The sequence below is a fragment of the Limnohabitans sp. TEGF004 genome (assembly GCF_027924965.1).
In the GTDB taxonomy this organism is placed as follows: Bacteria; Pseudomonadota; Gammaproteobacteria; order Burkholderiales; family Burkholderiaceae_C; genus Limnohabitans.
Map to the genome: position 1 here is coordinate 1,693,628 of NZ_AP027056.1, position 16,247 is coordinate 1,709,874.

At 57.0% G+C, this 16,247-nt stretch carries 18 protein-coding genes; 11 read left to right on the forward strand and 7 right to left on the reverse strand.

Translation table 11 applies throughout. From position 1 onward, the window contains the following. Positions 1–57: 57 nt before the first annotated feature. From LINBF2_RS08060 to LINBF2_RS08080, 5 genes are all read left to right on the forward strand, one after another. Entirely contained in the window at positions 58–1,092 is a 1,035-nt protein-coding gene (locus tag LINBF2_RS08060; protein WP_281888050.1) for a LacI family DNA-binding transcriptional regulator, read from the forward strand. 100 nt (positions 1,093–1,192) lie between these two features. Further along, positions 1,193–2,158 carry a tripartite tricarboxylate transporter substrate binding protein gene (locus tag LINBF2_RS08065; RefSeq protein ID WP_104801107.1) on the forward strand — a complete coding sequence of 322 codons (966 nt, stop codon included), beginning with the start codon at positions 1,193–1,195 and terminating at the stop codon, positions 2,156–2,158. A gap of 25 nt (positions 2,159–2,183) precedes the next feature. Next, positions 2,184–3,515 (forward strand): glucarate dehydratase, encoded by a 1,332-nt coding sequence (gene gudD / locus LINBF2_RS08070; RefSeq protein WP_281888053.1) that lies wholly within the window; start codon positions 2,184–2,186, stop codon positions 3,513–3,515. 23 nt (positions 3,516–3,538) lie between these two features. Beyond that, the gene (locus tag LINBF2_RS08075; protein WP_281888055.1) at positions 3,539–4,327 is read left to right on the forward strand and encodes an aldolase/citrate lyase family protein; all 789 of its coding nucleotides are present in this window, start codon (positions 3,539–3,541) and stop codon (positions 4,325–4,327) included. 19 nt (positions 4,328–4,346) lie between these two features. Further along, positions 4,347–5,225: a 2-hydroxy-3-oxopropionate reductase gene (locus LINBF2_RS08080; RefSeq protein WP_281888057.1), complete on the forward strand. Its 879-nt coding sequence runs from the start codon at positions 4,347–4,349 to the stop codon at positions 5,223–5,225. A 63-nt stretch (positions 5,226–5,288) separates the two neighbouring features. On the opposite strand, the gene LINBF2_RS08085 is transcribed toward LINBF2_RS08080, so the two are convergent. Continuing rightward, positions 5,289–5,936 carry a trimeric intracellular cation channel family protein gene (locus LINBF2_RS08085; protein ID WP_281888059.1) on the reverse strand — a complete coding sequence of 216 codons (648 nt, stop codon included), beginning with the start codon at positions 5,934–5,936 and terminating at the stop codon, positions 5,289–5,291. Between the two features lie 15 nt (positions 5,937–5,951). Beyond that, on the reverse strand, positions 5,952–6,692 hold the full coding sequence (locus tag LINBF2_RS08090; protein ID WP_281888061.1) for an ABC transporter substrate-binding protein: 741 nt from the start codon (positions 6,690–6,692) through the stop codon (positions 5,952–5,954). A 53-nt stretch (positions 6,693–6,745) separates the two neighbouring features. Between LINBF2_RS08090 and queE the strand changes: the two genes are divergently transcribed. Genes queE through LINBF2_RS08120 form a run of 6 tightly spaced genes read left to right on the forward strand, consistent with a single transcriptional unit; the run spans position 6,746 to position 10,868 of the window. Beyond that, positions 6,746–7,381, forward strand: a complete 636-nt coding sequence (gene queE / locus LINBF2_RS08095) for a 7-carboxy-7-deazaguanine synthase (protein ID WP_281888063.1) — start codon at positions 6,746–6,748, stop codon at positions 7,379–7,381. Then, complete coding sequence (locus LINBF2_RS08100) at positions 7,378–7,749, forward strand: 6-carboxytetrahydropterin synthase (RefSeq protein WP_281888065.1); 372 nt, start codon at positions 7,378–7,380, stop codon at positions 7,747–7,749. The genes queE and LINBF2_RS08100 overlap by 4 nt, the downstream gene beginning before the upstream one ends. A 2-nt stretch (positions 7,750–7,751) precedes the next feature. Beyond that, positions 7,752–8,447: a haloacid dehalogenase type II gene (locus LINBF2_RS08105; protein WP_281888067.1), complete on the forward strand. Its 696-nt coding sequence runs from the start codon at positions 7,752–7,754 to the stop codon at positions 8,445–8,447. Continuing rightward, positions 8,447–8,851, forward strand: coding sequence for a S4 domain-containing protein (locus LINBF2_RS08110; protein ID WP_281888069.1), 405 nt, complete (start codon positions 8,447–8,449; stop codon positions 8,849–8,851). Before LINBF2_RS08105 ends, LINBF2_RS08110 begins: the two co-directional genes overlap by 1 nt. Before the next feature lie 32 nt (positions 8,852–8,883). Further along, on the forward strand, positions 8,884–9,594 hold the full coding sequence (locus tag LINBF2_RS08115) for a YebC/PmpR family DNA-binding transcriptional regulator (protein ID WP_281888070.1): 711 nt from the start codon (positions 8,884–8,886) through the stop codon (positions 9,592–9,594). An 8-nt stretch (positions 9,595–9,602) separates the two neighbouring features. After that, complete coding sequence (locus LINBF2_RS08120) at positions 9,603–10,868, forward strand: Hsp70 family protein (protein ID WP_281888072.1); 1,266 nt, start codon at positions 9,603–9,605, stop codon at positions 10,866–10,868. Between the two features lie 65 nt (positions 10,869–10,933). On the opposite strand, the gene LINBF2_RS08125 is transcribed toward LINBF2_RS08120, so the two are convergent. The 5 genes from LINBF2_RS08125 to LINBF2_RS08145 form a co-directional block, all read right to left on the reverse strand. Continuing rightward, entirely contained in the window at positions 10,934–11,971 is a 1,038-nt protein-coding gene (locus LINBF2_RS08125; RefSeq protein WP_104801095.1) for a TRAP transporter substrate-binding protein, read from the reverse strand. Between the two features lie 23 nt (positions 11,972–11,994). Beyond that, entirely contained in the window at positions 11,995–13,317 is a 1,323-nt protein-coding gene (locus LINBF2_RS08130) for a TRAP transporter large permease (protein ID WP_104801094.1), read from the reverse strand. Then, on the reverse strand, positions 13,314–13,829 hold the full coding sequence (locus LINBF2_RS08135) for a TRAP transporter small permease (RefSeq protein ID WP_104801093.1): 516 nt from the start codon (positions 13,827–13,829) through the stop codon (positions 13,314–13,316). The genes LINBF2_RS08130 and LINBF2_RS08135 overlap by 4 nt, the downstream gene beginning before the upstream one ends. A gap of 141 nt (positions 13,830–13,970) precedes the next feature. Then, positions 13,971–14,741, reverse strand: coding sequence for a class II aldolase/adducin family protein (locus tag LINBF2_RS08140; RefSeq protein ID WP_104801092.1), 771 nt, complete (start codon positions 14,739–14,741; stop codon positions 13,971–13,973). A 33-nt stretch (positions 14,742–14,774) separates the two neighbouring features. Further along, positions 14,775–16,244 (reverse strand): NAD-dependent succinate-semialdehyde dehydrogenase, encoded by a 1,470-nt coding sequence (locus LINBF2_RS08145; RefSeq protein WP_281888078.1) that lies wholly within the window; start codon positions 16,242–16,244, stop codon positions 14,775–14,777. Positions 16,245–16,247: the final 3 nt, after the last annotated feature.

Below are 16,247 nucleotides of genomic sequence, written 5' to 3' on the forward strand. Positions count from 1 at the left end.
ACGCAATGATAGCGGTACCATTTGTAAACACGCAAGTCAGGCAAAACAAAGAATTCCATGACCGACAAAGAACAGCCCAAACGCTCACGCCGCAGCAGCGGTGCCATCACTCTGCGCGATGTGGCCATGCTCGCGGGCGTGGCCCCCATCACGGCGTCGCGGGCCATCAACACACCCAACCAAGTCTCGCCCGATGTGTTGCGCAAAGTGCAAGAGGCGGTGCAACGCACCGGCTACGTACCCAACCGCATGGCCGGTGGTTTGGCTTCCTCGCGCAGCCGCCTGATTGCGGCCGTGGTGCCCAGCACGGTGGTGTCGGTGTTCATGGAAACCATCGAGTCTTTGAACGGCACCTTGTTTGACGCCGGCTACCAGCTGATGCTGGGCCAATCGGGCTACTCCGCCGAACGTGAAGAGCTGCTGCTCGAAGCCATCATTGGTCGCCGACCCGATGGCATTTTCATCACTGGCATTTTGCCGCCGGGCAAGGCGCGTACACGCTTGCTGGCCTCGGGCATTCCGGTGGTCGAAACCTGGGACTTGACCCCCACACCGATTGACATGCTGATTGGCTTCTCTCACTCGGACATTGGCCGTGAAGTGGCCCAATTTTTGGTGCGCAGAGGCTACACAAAATTTGCCATCGTGCGCGCCGAAGATGAGCGCGCCAAGCGCCGCACCCTAGCCTTTCAAGAGACCGTGGCGCAACTGGATTTACCCCCTGTGTTTGTAGCCAATGTGGGCGCCTCGCGCTCACTCAAGAGTGGCCGCGAAGCCATGGCTCACATCTTGGCCGAAGCCCCCGATGCGCAAGCCATTTTTTGCAGCTCTGACCTGCTCGCTTTGGGCGTCATGACCGAAGCCCGCGCACGTGGCTTGACCGTGCCAGACGACATCGCCGTGATGGGCTTTGGCGATGTGCCTTTTGTGGCCGACATGGTGCCCGCACTCACCACAGTGCGCATCAATGGCGGGCAAATTGGTACCCTCGCAGCCCGCTTTTTGATGGACCGCGCCGAAGGCCGTGACGTAGAGCCACGCGTCGTGGATGTGGGCTTTTCCATCATCGAGCGCGACAGCACCCGCGCCTAGCGAAAACCCTGACGTAAAAGCATTGACGGCCAGTTTTGCCGTGGCTAACATCCACTCACCTCAAATGGTAGCGCTACCAAAATCAAATCGGAGACCTCTCATGAAACATCAACGTCGTTCACTTATCGCCCTCGCTTTAGGCCTCGTCATGACAAGTGCCGCATACGCTTGGCCCGACAAACCCGTCACCTTGGTCGTGCCCTTCCCACCTGGCGGCGCCACCGATTTGATAGCCCGCACCTTAGCCCCCAAGCTGCAAGAAAAACTGGGCGGCAGTTTCATCACCGACAACAAAGCCGGTGCCACCGGCACGATTGGTGCAGGCTTTGTGACTCGTGCACCTGCGGATGGCCACACCTTGCTGGTTGCATCTCTTGGCCCCTACGTGATTGCGCCCCACCTTCTAGCCAAAGTTCCCTACGACGCGCTGAAAGACTTCGACTACATCAGCATCGCCGTCCAAGCGCCCAATGTGTTGGTGGTGCCCGCGAGCTCGCCGCACAAATCGATGGCCGATGTGATCGCGTTCCAAAAAGCCAACCCCAACAAAATGACCTTCGCCTCATCAGGCAACGGCAGCAGTGACCACCTCACCGCCGAGTTGTTCTGGCAACAAACGGGCACCACAGGCATTCACGTTCCCTACAAAGGCGGCGGTCCCGTGATGACCGATTTGCTCGGCGCCCAAGTGGACTCATCGTTCATGAACATCAACACCGCCATGCCACAAATCTTGGCAGGCAAGTTACGTCCTCTGTCCATTACCAGCGCCAAGCGTTCGCCGCTCTTGCCTAACGTCCCTTCACTCGAAGAGCTGGGCATCAAAGAAGCCAATGTGTATTCATGGCAAGCCATTGCAGCGCCCAAAGGTTTGCCTGCAGACATCAAAGCCAAGTTGCATGCTGCCATCGTGGCCGGTTTGAACGACCCACAAGTCAAAACCAAGTTGTTGGATTTGGGCTTCGAGCTGGTGGCAAACACGCCAGAGCAATTCACCGCATTTCAAGCGGCCGAATTCGCACGCTGGAAAAAGCTGATCGAAACCCGCAACATCAAAGCCGACTAAACCGTCCTTTCAAGTACATCACGTCATGCCTCACTCCTCTCCCGTCATCACACAGTTACGCGTCATCCCCGTTGCGGGGCATGACAGCATGTTGATGAACCTCTCAGGCGCGCACGGCGCTTTCTTCACACGCAACTTGCTCATCCTCACCGACAACGCCGGTCGCACCGGCATTGGTGAAGTGCCAGGCGGTGAAAAAATCAGAGCCACACTGGAAGATGCCACTGAGTTGGTAGTGGATCAAAGCATTGGCAATGTGCAAGCGGTGCTCAACACCCTGCGCACTCGCTTCGCAGACCGTGATACGGGTGGGCGTGGTTTGCAAACCTTCGATTTGCGCACCACCATCCATGCCGTCACCGCTGTTGAATCCGCCTTGCTCGATTTGCTGGGTCAGCACCTCAACGTGCCAGTGGCCGCGCTCTTGGGTGAAGGCCAACAACGCAGCTCGGTGGAGATGTTGGGGTATTTGTTTTTCATTGGCGACCGCACCCAAACCGACCTGCCCTACCGCACCGAACACGATGCGGACAACGCGTGGTTCCGCTTGCGCAACGAAAAGGCCATGACGCCTGAATCGGTGGTTCGCTTGGCCGAAGCCGCACGCGAGAAATATGGCTTCAACGACTTCAAACTCAAAGGCGGCGTGCTCGCGGGCGAGGCTGAGATTGAAGCCGTCACCGCCCTGCACCAACGCTTTCCACAAGCACGTGTCACCCTAGACCCCAACGGCGGCTGGTTGCTGAAAGACGCCGTGCGTTTGATGCGCGACATGCGCGGCGTGGTGGCCTATGCCGAAGACCCTTGCGGTGCAGAAGAAGGCTTCAGCGGCCGTGAGGTGATGGCCGAGTTCCGACGCGAAACTGGCTTGCCCACCGCTACCAACATGGTGGCCACCGACTGGCGACAAATGGTGCACTCGCTCTCGCTGCAAAGCGTGGACATTCCCTTGGCAGACCCGCACTTTTGGACCATGGCCGGCTCGGTGCGCGTGGCGCAAACCTGCCGTGATTGGGGGCTGACGTGGGGCTCGCACTCCAACAACCATTTCGATGTGTCGCTCGCCATGTTCACCCATGTGGCTGCGGCAGCGCCCGGCAAAGTCACGGCCATCGACACCCACTGGATTTGGCAAGACGGCCAAGGCCTCACGCAAGAGCCTTTGCAAATCGTCAACGGCCATGTGGAAGTGCCCAAAAAGCCAGGCCTTGGCGTTGAGCTCAACATGGTCGAAGTTGAAAAAGCCCACCAGCTCTATCTGCAACACGGCTTGGGCGCGCGCGATGATGCCGCGGCCATGCAATACCTCATTCCCGGCTGGACGTTTGACCACAAACGCCCCTGCATGGTTCGATAAATTTTTCACACACACCTCACACCATGCGCCCCAACAAACTCAGAGAAATTTGGCAAGCAGGCGGAGCCGTCGTCAACGGCTGGCTCGCCATTCCCAACAGCTTTTCCGCAGAAACCATGGCCCACCAAGGCTGGGATTCCCTCACCATCGATTTGCAACATGGCGTGGTCGACTACCAAGCCATGGTGACCATGCTGCAAGCCATCTCCACCACCGACACCGTGCCCGTGGTGCGCGTGCCTTGGTTGGAACCCGGCATCTTGATGAAGACCTTGGATGCAGGCGCTTACGGCGTGATTTGCCCCATGGTCAACACCAAAGAGGACGCTCAAAAACTGGTGGCCTACACCCATTACGCCCCCCAAGGCACACGCAGCTTTGGCCCCGTGCGTGCCCTGCTCTACGGCGGTGCCGACTACCCCAAGCACGCCAACAACACCATCGTCACCTTCGCCATGATCGAGACCGCTGCGGCACTCGACAACTTGGACGACATCTTGTCAGTAGAAGGTTTGGATGCGATTTACATCGGCCCCTCCGACCTGTCCTTGGCCTTGGGCTGCAACCCCACCTTTGACGACCTCGACCCCAAAGCCGCCGAGGCGGTAGACCACATCTTGGCACGCGCCAAAGCACACGGCGTGGTGGCTGGCATTCATAACGGCACGCCAGAGTCTGCGCTCAAGCGCATCGCCAAAGGCTTTCAATTCGTCACCGTCAGCTCAGACGCACGTTTGATGGCTGCAGGTGCACAACAAGTCATCTCAAAAATGCACGCCTCGAAGACAGCCACGTCTTCTGGCACTTACTAATTTCACAAAGGAAGTTTTCATGAAAATCGGTTTCATCGGCTTAGGCATCATGGGTTCACCCATGGCTCAACATTTGTTGGCAGCCCAACACGAGATGTTCATTCGCACACGCAGCAAAGTACCCGCCGAATTGGCCAGCGCCCATGTGTGCGCCACCAATGCCGACGTGGCCCGCGCCGCAGACATCATCTTTTTGATGTTGCCCGACACGCCCGATGTAGAAGCTGTGCTGTTTGGCAAAGACGGCGTGGCCGAAGGTTTGAGCCAAGGCAAGATCGTGGTGGACATGAGCTCCATCTCGCCAATGGACACCAAAACCTTTGCGCAAAAAATCAATGCCCTCGGTTGCGAGTACCTTGATGCACCCGTCTCAGGCGGCGAAGTGGGCGCGAGAGCTGCCAGCCTCACCATCATGGTGGGCGGCGCGGAAGCCACCTTCAACACCGTCAAGCCTTTGTTCGAATTGATGGGCAAAAACATCACCCTCGTGGGCGGCAATGGCGACGGTCAAACCACCAAAGTGGCCAACCAAATCATCGTGGCCTTGAACATTGCGGCCGTGGGCGAAGCTTTGTTGTTTGCCAGCAAAGCAGGCGCTGACCCTGCCAAAGTACGTGCCGCCTTGATGGGTGGTTTTGCAGCTAGCCGCATTTTGGAAGTGCATGGCGAACGCATGATCAAACGCACGTTTGACCCTGGCTTTCGCATTGCCTTGCATCAAAAAGATTTAGCCTTGGCCCTCAACGGCGCCAAAGCCATTGGTGTGTCTTTGCCACAAACCGCATCGGCAGCACAACTCATGCAAGCCTGCGCATCCAACGGTTGGGGGCAGCTTGACCATTCAGCCTTGGTGAAGTCGCTGGAGTTGATGGCAGCCCACGAAGTGGCCGCCAAGTAAACACCAACTACACACAAAAACAAACCCGCCTAGGCGGGTTTTTTTGTTTCAGGTGGCAGGTGTTCAGTCCTCAATCTTCCACGTGGGCAAGCGCCACTCCAACTGCAGCGCGGCCAAACGCAACAACGTCACGGTCGCGGCACCAATGGCTACCACCGCATTCGGATCAAAGCCCAAGTAGTGCAAGAGCACCACCACCCAGCCGCCCGCAAACGCGCACACGGCGTAAGGGTGGTGGTCGTGAAACGCCGTGGGGATTTCGTTGCACACGATGTCACGCAACACGCCGCCAAAGGTGGCGGTGATGACGCCCATCAACACAGCAATGAGCGCAGGCATTTGCATGCCGAGCGCGATTTGTGTGCCACTGGCAGCAAACAGCCCCAAGCCAAACGCATCGGGCCACTGAATGGATTGTTCGGTGGGCTTGAAATGTTTGGCGCGCATCAACAACATCGCGGCCAAACACAAGGCCAACACCGTCCACAAATACCAAGACTGCTCAATCCAAAACAAGGGGCGACGGTCCAGCAACACATCGCGCAGAGTGCCGCCACCAAAGGCCGCCACACTGGCCACAGCGCACACGCCCACGGCATCGAGCTTTTTGCGGGCAGCTTCCATCACGCCAGAGAGGGCAAAGGCCACCGTGCCTGCAACCTCAATGCTTGTTTGCACCCCTGAGAGGGTTTGCGTCGTCAAGACGTCCATCGCCCGAACCTTTTGTTAATTAGCCAAAGGTGCAAGTGTCGCACCTTCGATGCGGTGACGCGCCATGGCTTGGGCCACCACACCTGTGGCTTTCATGTCTTCCACGAATTGGTGCAAATAGGTGGCCGCTGCTTCTCCACGGCTCTTGGGCAAGCCCATGGCTTGCGAAATCACCATGAAGTGGCCGGGCAACATGCGCAAGCCGGGAATGCGGGGCAGCTCCGCCTCGAGCTGGGGCTTTACCCCTGCTGCCACATCGTGGCCATGTTCTAAAAAGTAGCTCACCACTTCGGGCGAGGTAGGGCTGCGCACGAGCTGGGCATGTTTGATTTCGCGGTTCAGGTACAGGTCGTAAGCACTGCCCTTACCCACCACCACGGTGTGTTGGGCTTGGTCCACCTCGTCATTGCTGTGCAAAGGCGAGTCTTGTTTGACCATGTAGGCTCCTTCAATCAGCACATAGGGCGCTGTAAAGGCAATGGCAGCGCCGCGCAGAGGGTCGATAGCGAAAAAGCCCACATCGGCTTCTTCACCCGACACGGCTTCCACCGATTTGCTGGCGGCTTCAAACACCACCAGCTTCAAGGGCACGCACAAGCGTTGCGCCAGCTGGGTGGCCAGGTCGATCGACACGCCCTCGGGCTCACCCGTGTCAGGGTGGCGGCGGGCAAGAATAGGGTTGCCCACGTTGATGGCGACGCGAAGTTCACCGGTGGGCGCGAAGGTGTTGGCAAGGGGTTGAGCGGTATTTATCATGCCCTAATTTGCCCACAAGAAGGTGACACGTAACTTGCTGCGAAAATAGCGGGATGACGTACAGCGTGAAAGAAATGTTCTATACCCTGCAAGGTGAAGGCGCCAATGCAGGGCAACCTGCAGTGTTTTGCCGTTTCGCCGGTTGCAACCTATGGAGCGGCCGCGAAGAAGACCGCAGCACGGCCATTTGCCAGTTCTGCGACACCGACTTTGTAGGAACCGATGGCACACACGGCGGCAAGATTGACAACGCCCAAGCCTTGGCTTCTGCCATTGCCAGCTTTTGGCCTGCCAGCGACACCCAGCACCGCTTTGTGGTGCTGACCGGTGGTGAGCCCTTGCTGCAAGTGGACGAGGCCTTGGTCGACGCCCTGCACGCGCAAGGCTTCAGTATTGCGGTGGAAACCAACGGCACGGTGCTGCCGCCCAAAGGCATTGACTGGCTATGCATGAGCCCCAAGGCCGGCAGCCAGCGCGTGGTGGATACAGGCCAAGAACTAAAGTTGGTGTTTCCGCAAGTGGGCGCCGAACCCGCGCTGTATGAAGCTTTGAATTTTGAAAATTTCTACTTGCAGCCCATGGATGGGCCAAACGCAGCGGCCAATACCGCTGCGGCCGTGGCCTATTGCCAAGCGAATCCCCGCTGGCGTCTGAGCGTGCAAACTCATAAGTTGATTGGCATCCGATGAAATACGAACTCAGCCAGCGCTTCTACTTTGAAGCCGCACACACCCTGCGCCGCAAAATTGATGCAGAAGGCAGCCTGCGCATCCACGGCCACACGTATCACGCCGAAGTGACCATTGCAGGCAAGCCAGACCCTGAAACCGGCATGATGATGGACCTCGCCTTCTTGCGTAAAGAAGTTGAAAAAGTGCGCGAGAAGCTGGACCACCATTTCCTCGACGAAGTGGCAGGTCTTGGCCCCGCCACGCTCGAGAACCTGTGCGCCTTCATTTACAACGATCTCAAAGACACGCTGCCCAACATCCACCGCATCAAGATTGAGCGCCCCGCCAGTGGCGACACCTGCTGCTTGCTGCCCAACGAAAGCTGAACATGTCCATCAAAGCCGTTGTGTTCGATGCCTATGGCACGCTGTTCGATGTGTATTCGATTGGTGCTTTGGCCGAGCAGTTGTACCCCGGCCAAGGCGCGGCCATCTCGGTGCTGTGGCGTGACAAGCAGATTGACTACACGCGACTCATCACCCTATCTGACCCGCACCGCGCTGAGGGCAGCCGCTACTACCAATCGTTTTGGGACATCACGCGCAGCGCCTTGCTCTACACGCTAGAGCGTTACAAGCTAGACGCCAAGCCCGAACACGTCGAAGCCTTGATGGGCCAATACGCCAAGCTCACGCCCTTCGCTGAAAACTTAGACGTGTTGCAAAGCCTGAAAGAGCGTGGCATCACCACAGCCATTTTGTCGAACGGCAGCATGGACATGCTCAGCACGGCCGTATCGAGCGCAGGCATGACGGATTTGATTGACCACGTCATCTCAGTTGACCCCATTCGCCTCTTCAAAACATCGCCTGAAGCCTACGGCTTGGTGCAACAAACCATCCCCGCAGAGAAGCAAGACATTTTGTTTGTCTCCAGCAACGGCTGGGACGCATTGGGTGCCACTTGGTTTGGTTTCACAACGCTATGGGTGAATCGCCAACAGTTACCCTTTGAAACCATCGGGCCACACCCCACTTACACCGGCCACGACCTGAAGCGCGTGTTGGACGTGTTCAACCACTGATGGACAGCCTGCGCATTGACAAGTGGCTGTGGGCTGCACGCTTCTATAAAACACGCAGCCTCGCGTGTGATGAAGTGACCAAACACCGCGTGCAAATCAACGGGCAAGATGTCAAGCCTGCACGCGAAGTAAAGGTGGGCGACACCCTCACCGTGCGCCAAGGCAACATCACTAAAACTATCGTCGTCAAAGGCATCAGCGCCGCACGTGGCTCCGCGCCCGTGGCGCAACAGCTTTACGAAGAAACGCCAGAGAGCATCGCGCTGCGCGCAAAACTGGCCGAACAAAACCGCATGGCCGCAGAGCCTGCGCACAGCATTGAGCACGGCCGGCCCACCAAGCGCGACCGTCGCCAAATCGAGCACGCATGGGACGCGCGCTGGAGCGCAAGTACCGATAACTAAACACCCAATACAAAACACAAAGGAACACACACATGGGCGCTCAATGGAAAGCCAAAGGCAAAGACTTAGCCGCCAACGCCAAAGGCCGCATGTTTGGCAAACTCGCCAAAGACATCATGGTGGCCGCTCGCAACGGCGCAGACCCCGCTGCTAACTCGCGTTTGCGCATGGTGATGGAGCAAGCCCGCAAGGTGTCTATGCCCAAAGACACGCTGGACCGCGCCATCAAAAAAGGGGCGGGACTCACGGGTGAAACCGTGCAGTTTGAACGCGTAATTTACGAAGGCTACGCGCCACACCAAGTGGCGGTGATGGTGGAGTGCTTGACCGACAACGTCAAACGCACCGCCCCTGAAATGCGCTTGCTATTTCGCAAAGGTCAACTGGGCACATCGGGCTCGGTGTCGTGGGACTTTGACCACATTGGTTTGATTGAAGCCGAACCCACCGCCCCTGACGCAGACGCCGAGATGGCCGCCATCGAAGCAGGCGCTCAAGACGTGGAAGCGGGTGACGAAGGCTCAACGGTCTTCATCACCGAGCCCACTGAGTTGGACTTGGTCAGCCGCGCCCTGCCCGCGCATGGCTTCAATGTGTTGTCAGCCAAGCTGGGCTACAAGCCAAAGAACCCTGTAGATCCAGCCAACCTGAGCCCAGAAGCTTTGGAAGAAGTCGAAGCCTTCCTCTCTGCCATTGACGACAACGACGATGTGCAAAACGTCTACGTGGGGCTGGCAGGTTAATTTCACGCATGACAGTTGCAACACAAGATGGCCTTGGTACCTTAGGCATTGATTTCGGCACCTCCAACTCCGCCATCGCTTGGGCATCGGCTCAAGGTTCAGCCCAACTCATCCCCTTAGAGGGCGATGCACTGGCCATGCCCACGGCTGTGTTTTACAACGCAGAAGAAGGCAGCACGCACTTTGGTCGCGAGGCCGTCACGCATTACCTAGAGGGCACAGAGGGCCGCTTGATGCGCTCGCTCAAAAGCTTGCTTGGCAGCCCGTTGCTGATGGAGACCACGGTCATCAACAACCAGTTGGTGAACTTCTCAGACATCATCACCACCTACCTAGCCGAGTTACGCAAGCGTGCCGCACAACACCTTGGCACTGCACCCACGCGTGTGGTCTTGGGTCGCCCCGTGCACTTTGTAGATGACGATGCCGAGCGTGATGCACAAGCCGAAGCCTCGTTGCGCCAAGCGGCTGAAGCCGTGGGCTTCAAAGACATTGCGTTTCAACTCGAACCCATCGCTGCCGCACTGGACTATGAGCAACGCCTCACGCGCGAAACCACCGTGCTGGTGGCCGACATTGGCGGTGGCACCTCTGACTTCACCGTGGTGCGCTTGGGGCCATCGCTGATGCACAAGCCCAACCGTGCCGACGATGTGCTGGCCACCACCGGCGTGCACATTGGCGGCACCGACTTTGACCAAAAGCTGAGCCTCGGACAAGTCATGCCCTTGCTGGGCTATGGCCACTTAGGCCCCGACAAACGCGAGGTACCCAACCGCGTGTTCTTTGACTTGGCCACTTGGCACTTGATCAACTGGCAATACCAGCCCAAAGCTGTAGCGCAAGCCAAAGCTCTGCAAGTCAATTACAGCGATGTGCGTTTGCATGACCGATTGATGCGCGTGCTGACCGAGCGCTACGGCCACCACATGGCACACGATGTGGAGCAAGCCAAGATTCGTTGTTCACAAACCAACAGCGATACAGCAATAGACCTGTCTTATCTCGAAGCCAACTTGGTCGCATCACTCAGCACCGCCGAACTACACGCGCACTTGGCACAGCTGCTGGCCAGCACTGTGGCGTGTGCACGCGATTGCGTGCAACGTGCAGGCCTCACACACGGCAAGCCCGATGCCATTTACCTCACGGGTGGTTCATCGGCGCTACGCACGTTTCAGCAAGCGCTGCAAACTGAGTTTGGGGGTGTGCCCTTGGTCGAAGGCGATTTGTTTGGCGGCGTGGCCTCGGGCTTGGTTTACAGCCGGCACTGACTCACACAACACACAAATAAAAAATGGGGCCGCGAACGGCCCCATTTTGTTGCGCGAAAAACGCTTTACTTGCCTGCAGCGTGCTTGGCAATCAAAGACTTTGCACCATCGAGCATTTGCTTGCCGTTGTGGCCTTTGGCGTTCATGTCTGACACCCAGGCATCAAACAAAGGTTGTGACAACTTTTTCCAGTTCTCCAACTCAGCCTTTGGAATCACGTTGGTCGTGTTCTTGGTGGTCAGCTTCTTGCCTTCCGCATCAGCCTCGAAGAACGCCTTGCCGGCCATACCCGACAACGCTTGACCACTGTTGCGGTCAATCACTTTCTTCAGCTCAGGCGACAACGAGTCGTACTTGGCTTGGTTCATCGCGAAGATGAACACAGAGGTGTAGAAGGCTGGCTCAGCTGGGTCAGTCTCAGAGTGGAACTTCACCAACTCTTGAATCTTTACCGCGGGCACCACTTCGTAAGGCACCACAGCACCATCGATCACGCCTTTGGACAACGCGTCACCCACTTGAGGCACTGGCATGCTCACAGGGGTTGCGCCCAACATGGCGATGAACTTGTTGGTGGCACGTGTCGGAGCGCGCAGCTTCACACCCTTCAAATCAGCGGCAGTGCGGATGGGCTTGTTGACCATGTGAAACACGCCGTCACCGTGGACGTGGTAGGCCAGCGCTTTGACGTCTTTGAACTCAGCTTTGGCATATTGGTCCACGTAGTCCCACACCGCTTTGCTGGTGGCTTCTGGGCTTTGCATCATGAAGGGCATTTCAAACACTTCCACCGAGGGGAAGCGGCCTGCTGTGTAGCCAGGCAGTGTCCACACCACGTCAGCCACACCGTCACGTGCTTGTTCAAACAACTGAGGGGGCGAGCCACCCAATTGCATGGATGGGTAAATCTGGCACTTCATCTTGTTGTTGGACTCTTTGGCGATGCGGTCACACCAAGGTTGAATGAACAAGGTTTGTGCGTAGGACGAAGCGGGCAAGAAGTGGTGCACTTTGAGCGTCACTTCTTGGGCCGATGCTGCTTGGCCTAAGGCTGCTGCGGTGAACGCGGCAGCGGCTGCAACTTTGAGAAAACGAGTCTTCATTTTTGTCTCCAGGTTATAAAAATTTAAGTCAACAAATGCACCAACCACAACGAGATGGCTGGGAACGCAATCAACAACGCCAAACGAATGCCGTCTGTGATGAGGAACGGCACGACACCCTTGTAGGTCTCGACCATGGGCACATCTTTGGCCAAGCCATTCATGATGTACACGTTCAAACCCACGGGCGGGAAGATCATGCCAATCTCACACACGGTGAGGATCAGGATACCAAACCACAAGGCCTTGTCGGAAGGATTCAAACCAAAGAAGTCCATACCCAAAATCACGGGGAACAAGGTGGGCACGGTCAGCAAAATCATGGACATCTCATCCATCACACAACCGAGGATGATGTAGAAAATCATGATGCCTGCCATCACCACCAACGGTGAAATCTGCAAATGACCCACCATGTCGGCCAACTGCGCTGGCAGTTGCGACAAAGCCAAGGAGGCGTTGATCATGTCAGCACCAATGAAGATCAAGAAGATCATGCCGCTGGTTTGCGCCGTGGTGCGAATAGACGCCACCAGTTTGTCAAACGTCATCTCGCGACGCAGCAAAGTGATGGCAAAGGTCAACACGTTACCAATGGCTGCACCCTCTGTGGCGGTGAACACACCGCCGTAGATGCCACCAAACACCACCAAAAAGATGGCAGCAATGGGCCACACGTTCAGCGCTGTTGTCATCAGCTCGCTGGCTGTGGCTGCTTTGGCTTGAGGCGCTTGGTCAGGGTGGATGCGAACGATCACCGCAATGGCGATCAGGTAACCCACAGCCGCGATCAACGCGGGGATGTAGGCAGCCAAGAACATCTTGGTGATGTTCTGTTCAGTCAAGATGGCGTAGACCATCAACGTGACAGACGGTGGCAACAACACCCCCATCGTGCCGCCCGTGGCCAACGCCGCAGTGGCGAGTCGGCCCGAGTAGTTGATGCGGCGCATTTCTGGATAAGCCACTTGCGCGATCGTGGCAGTGGTGGCCACGGTCGAACCCGAGATAGAACCAAAGGCAGCACAGGCCAACACACCAGCCATGGCCATGCCGCCTTTGAAGCGACCGAGCAACGCATTCGCGAAGTCAAACAAGGCTTTGGACAAGCCGCCGTGTACGGCAAACGCACCCATCAACATGAACAAAGGAATGACCGACAAGTCGTAAATCGACACACGGCTGTACACCGCGCCCTTGAGGTGCGACATCAAAGGCAACCAGCCGGACAAGGCCATGTAGCCCAACGCGCCTGGCACAAACATAGAAATCGCGATAGGCACGCGAACCGCCATCAGCACCAACATGGCGCCAAACATGGACAAGCCAATACTCATCGTGCTCATACGTTTTCCTTCTCAATCAAACCGAAGTGTTCCAAGGTTTGAACCAATCCAATGACGGTACACAACACCAAGCCTGGCACCATCAACATGTAGGGAATCCACAGTGGCAAGGCCATCAACATGGAGGTTTCTTGGTTGGCCTTGATGTCAATGCCGCCCACAGCCACACGCCAAGCGATCAAGCCCATCACCAGCGTGTACAGCAAAGTACCGAACCCATCCAATTTGGTTTGAGTCTCTTGCGAGGCATGGGTCGTGAAGAAGTCAACAATGATGTTGGCGTTGCGAAACTGTGTGTAGGGCAAGAAAGAAGCCACCACCACCGCGCAACCCAATTGCACCAGCTCCACATCGCCCAAGATGGGATGCGAAAAAAAGGCACGTCCCACAACGCTCACCACCGTGACAGAAGCGATGGCGACCAACACCAAGCCACCAATGGTGGCACTGGCATCGCACAAAAGCTCTAGAACACGGTCAACGCCAGAGCTTGGCGCTTTGCTTTCACTCATAAGTTCTCCTCAATTATTTTTTTATATTTCAGTCCCCTATTTTGGCTAGGGTCTGCCAATTGGTCCATGAATTTACGTTCTATCAGCTATTTCATTTTTGCATACCCCATTGCTGGCTATGCAAAATTGGAAAGCTTCTATTTACCCGCGGTAACTTGGATCAATCCGATCGACGATGCGCTGCAATGCATCAAATGCATCTTGCCCACCGCCAAATTTGGGATCGAAGTTCAAAGAATCGCGCACACAGTTTTCAAGCACGGGCACAGGAATGGGCAAGGTCTCGCCCATGGATTGAGACGCCAGCTGCACCTCGCATGCGCGGTTGACCAGCCACATCAATGAAAAAGCATTGGCCAAATTAAACCCAATCGTCACGGGCCCGTGGCTGCGCAAGAGCAACACCGGCATGCCTTGTGAACTGTCCAGAATGCGCATGCCCTCGTCCAGATGGACGGTGATACCTTCAAAGTCGTGGTACGCGATTTTTCCGTACAGCTGCGCCGCGTAAAAGTTGGTGAAAGACAAACCCTCTTTCAAACAACACACCGCTTGCGTGGCGGTGGTGTGCACATGCATGACGCAATGCGCATTGGGCACACGCGCATGAATCGCACCGTGGAACGTGAAGCCCGCAGGATTGATCGGCCAGTCAGAATGACCCATGATGTTGCCGTGCACATCCACCTTCACCAAGTTGGAGGCACACACTTCTGAGTAGTGCAAGCCAAAGGGATTGATGAGGAAGTGTCCGTCTTCACCGGGCACGCGCAGTGAAATATGGTTGTAGATCAACTCGGTCCAACCCAAGTGATCGGCAATGCGATAAGCCGCTGCGAGTTCAACGCGTGCGGCCCACTCGGCCTCGCTGAAGCGCTCGGGGCGGGGATAGGTTGTTTCAAACTTGCTCATTTTTGTCTCCTTGCCTCTTCTTATGACGAGAGGTCAACGTGCGCCAACGCCACCCAAACAGATGTATTTGGTGTCCATGTATTCCTCAATGCCCTGGTGTGAACCCTCACGCCCCATGCCTGACTGTTTGACACCGCCAAAGGGGGCCACTGCCGTCGAAATGACGCCTGTGTTCACACCCACCATGCCCGCTTGAATAGCCTCTGCCACGCGCCACACGCGGGCCATGTCATTGGCATAAAAGTAAGCGGCCAAACCAAACTCGGTGTCGTTGGCCAAGGCAATGGCCTCGGCTTCGGTGTTGAACTTGAACAGCGGTGCCACAGGGCCAAAGACCTCTTCGCTGGCAATGCGCATGGCGGTTGTCACATCACCCAAGATGGTGGGTTCGTAAAACGTGCCACCCAAGGCGTGACGTTTGCCACCGGTCAGCACGCGTGCGCCGTGTTGGACGGCATCGGCCACCAAGTCTTCTACTTTGGCCAAGGCGTCTTCGTCAATCAAGGGGCCTTGTGCGGCCCCCTCGTCTAAACCATGGCTCACCTTCAGCGCTTGCACAGCCGTGGCGAGCTTGGCGGCAAAGGCGTCGTACACACCGGCTTGGACCAACAAGCGGTTGGCGCACACGCAGGTTTGGCCGGTGTTGCGGTATTTCGACGCGAGCGCACCTTGCACGGCTTCGTCCAAGTCGGCATCGTCAAACACAATGAAAGGCGCGTTGCCGCCTAACTCCAACGACATCTTCTTGAGCGTCGGCGCACACTGCGCGGCCAAGATTCGACCCACTTCGGTGGAGCCCGTGAAGGTCAGTTTGCGCACCACAGGACTGGCTGTGAGCACGCCACCAATTTCACGCGCATCACCTGTGATGACGCTGAACACACCAGCGGGAATGCCTGCACGTTGCCCCAACTCAGCCATGGCCAACGCCGACAACGGCGTTTGCTCGGCGGGCTTCACGACGATGGCGCAGCCTGCGGCCAAAGCGGGCGCCACTTTGCGCGTGATCATCGCTGCGGGAAAGTTCCACGGCGTGATGGCGGCGCACACGCCCACGGGCTCGCGCGTGACCAAAATGCGTTTGTCTTGCCATGGTGACGGCACCATCTCGCCATACACACGACGCGCCTCTTCGGCAAACCACTCAATGTAAGACGCGGCATAGGCGATTTCACCTTTGGCTTCTGACAAAGGCTTGCCTTGCTCGCTGGTCATGATGAGCGCCAAATCATCTTGGTGCGCCAACATCAATTCGTACCAACGTCGCAAGATGCGCGCGCGGTCTTCGGCGGTGCGCAGTTTCCATTCGGCTTGTGCTTTGGCCGCACCATCAATCGCCAGTTGTGCCAGTGCTTTGCCGGCATTGGGCACGGAAGCAATGTGCGAACCATCCGCGGGGTTCAAGACAGCAATCGTGCTGGCATTGCTGGCATCTACCCATGAGCCGTTGATGTAACACTGCGACTTGAGCAGATCAGTGTCTTTGAGTTGGAGCGTGTGCATGTG

Coding starts and splice junctions, on each gene's coding strand:
- LINBF2_RS08060 (WP_281888050.1), top strand. CDS start 58: ATGACCGACAAAGAACAGCCCAAACGCTCACGCCGCAGCAGCGGTGCC.
- LINBF2_RS08065 (WP_104801107.1), top strand. CDS start 1,193: ATGAAACATCAACGTCGTTCACTTATCGCCCTCGCTTTAGGCCTCGTC.
- gudD (WP_281888053.1), top strand. CDS start 2,184: ATGCCTCACTCCTCTCCCGTCATCACACAGTTACGCGTCATCCCCGTT.
- LINBF2_RS08075 (WP_281888055.1), top strand. CDS start 3,539: ATGCGCCCCAACAAACTCAGAGAAATTTGGCAAGCAGGCGGAGCCGTC.
- LINBF2_RS08080 (WP_281888057.1), top strand. CDS start 4,347: ATGAAAATCGGTTTCATCGGCTTAGGCATCATGGGTTCACCCATGGCT.
- LINBF2_RS08085 (WP_281888059.1), bottom strand. CDS start 5,936: ATGGACGTCTTGACGACGCAAACCCTCTCAGGGGTGCAAACAAGCATT.
- LINBF2_RS08090 (WP_281888061.1), bottom strand. CDS start 6,692: ATGATAAATACCGCTCAACCCCTTGCCAACACCTTCGCGCCCACCGGT.
- queE (WP_281888063.1), top strand. CDS start 6,746: ATGACGTACAGCGTGAAAGAAATGTTCTATACCCTGCAAGGTGAAGGC.
- LINBF2_RS08100 (WP_281888065.1), top strand. CDS start 7,378: ATGAAATACGAACTCAGCCAGCGCTTCTACTTTGAAGCCGCACACACC.
- LINBF2_RS08105 (WP_281888067.1), top strand. CDS start 7,752: ATGTCCATCAAAGCCGTTGTGTTCGATGCCTATGGCACGCTGTTCGAT.
- LINBF2_RS08110 (WP_281888069.1), top strand. CDS start 8,447: ATGGACAGCCTGCGCATTGACAAGTGGCTGTGGGCTGCACGCTTCTAT.
- LINBF2_RS08115 (WP_281888070.1), top strand. CDS start 8,884: ATGGGCGCTCAATGGAAAGCCAAAGGCAAAGACTTAGCCGCCAACGCC.
- LINBF2_RS08120 (WP_281888072.1), top strand. CDS start 9,603: ATGACAGTTGCAACACAAGATGGCCTTGGTACCTTAGGCATTGATTTC.
- LINBF2_RS08125 (WP_104801095.1), bottom strand. CDS start 11,971: ATGAAGACTCGTTTTCTCAAAGTTGCAGCCGCTGCCGCGTTCACCGCA.
- LINBF2_RS08130 (WP_104801094.1), bottom strand. CDS start 13,317: ATGAGCACGATGAGTATTGGCTTGTCCATGTTTGGCGCCATGTTGGTG.
- LINBF2_RS08135 (WP_104801093.1), bottom strand. CDS start 13,829: ATGAGTGAAAGCAAAGCGCCAAGCTCTGGCGTTGACCGTGTTCTAGAG.
- LINBF2_RS08140 (WP_104801092.1), bottom strand. CDS start 14,741: ATGAGCAAGTTTGAAACAACCTATCCCCGCCCCGAGCGCTTCAGCGAG.
- LINBF2_RS08145 (WP_281888078.1), bottom strand. CDS start 16,244: ATGCACACGCTCCAACTCAAAGACACTGATCTGCTCAAGTCGCAGTGT.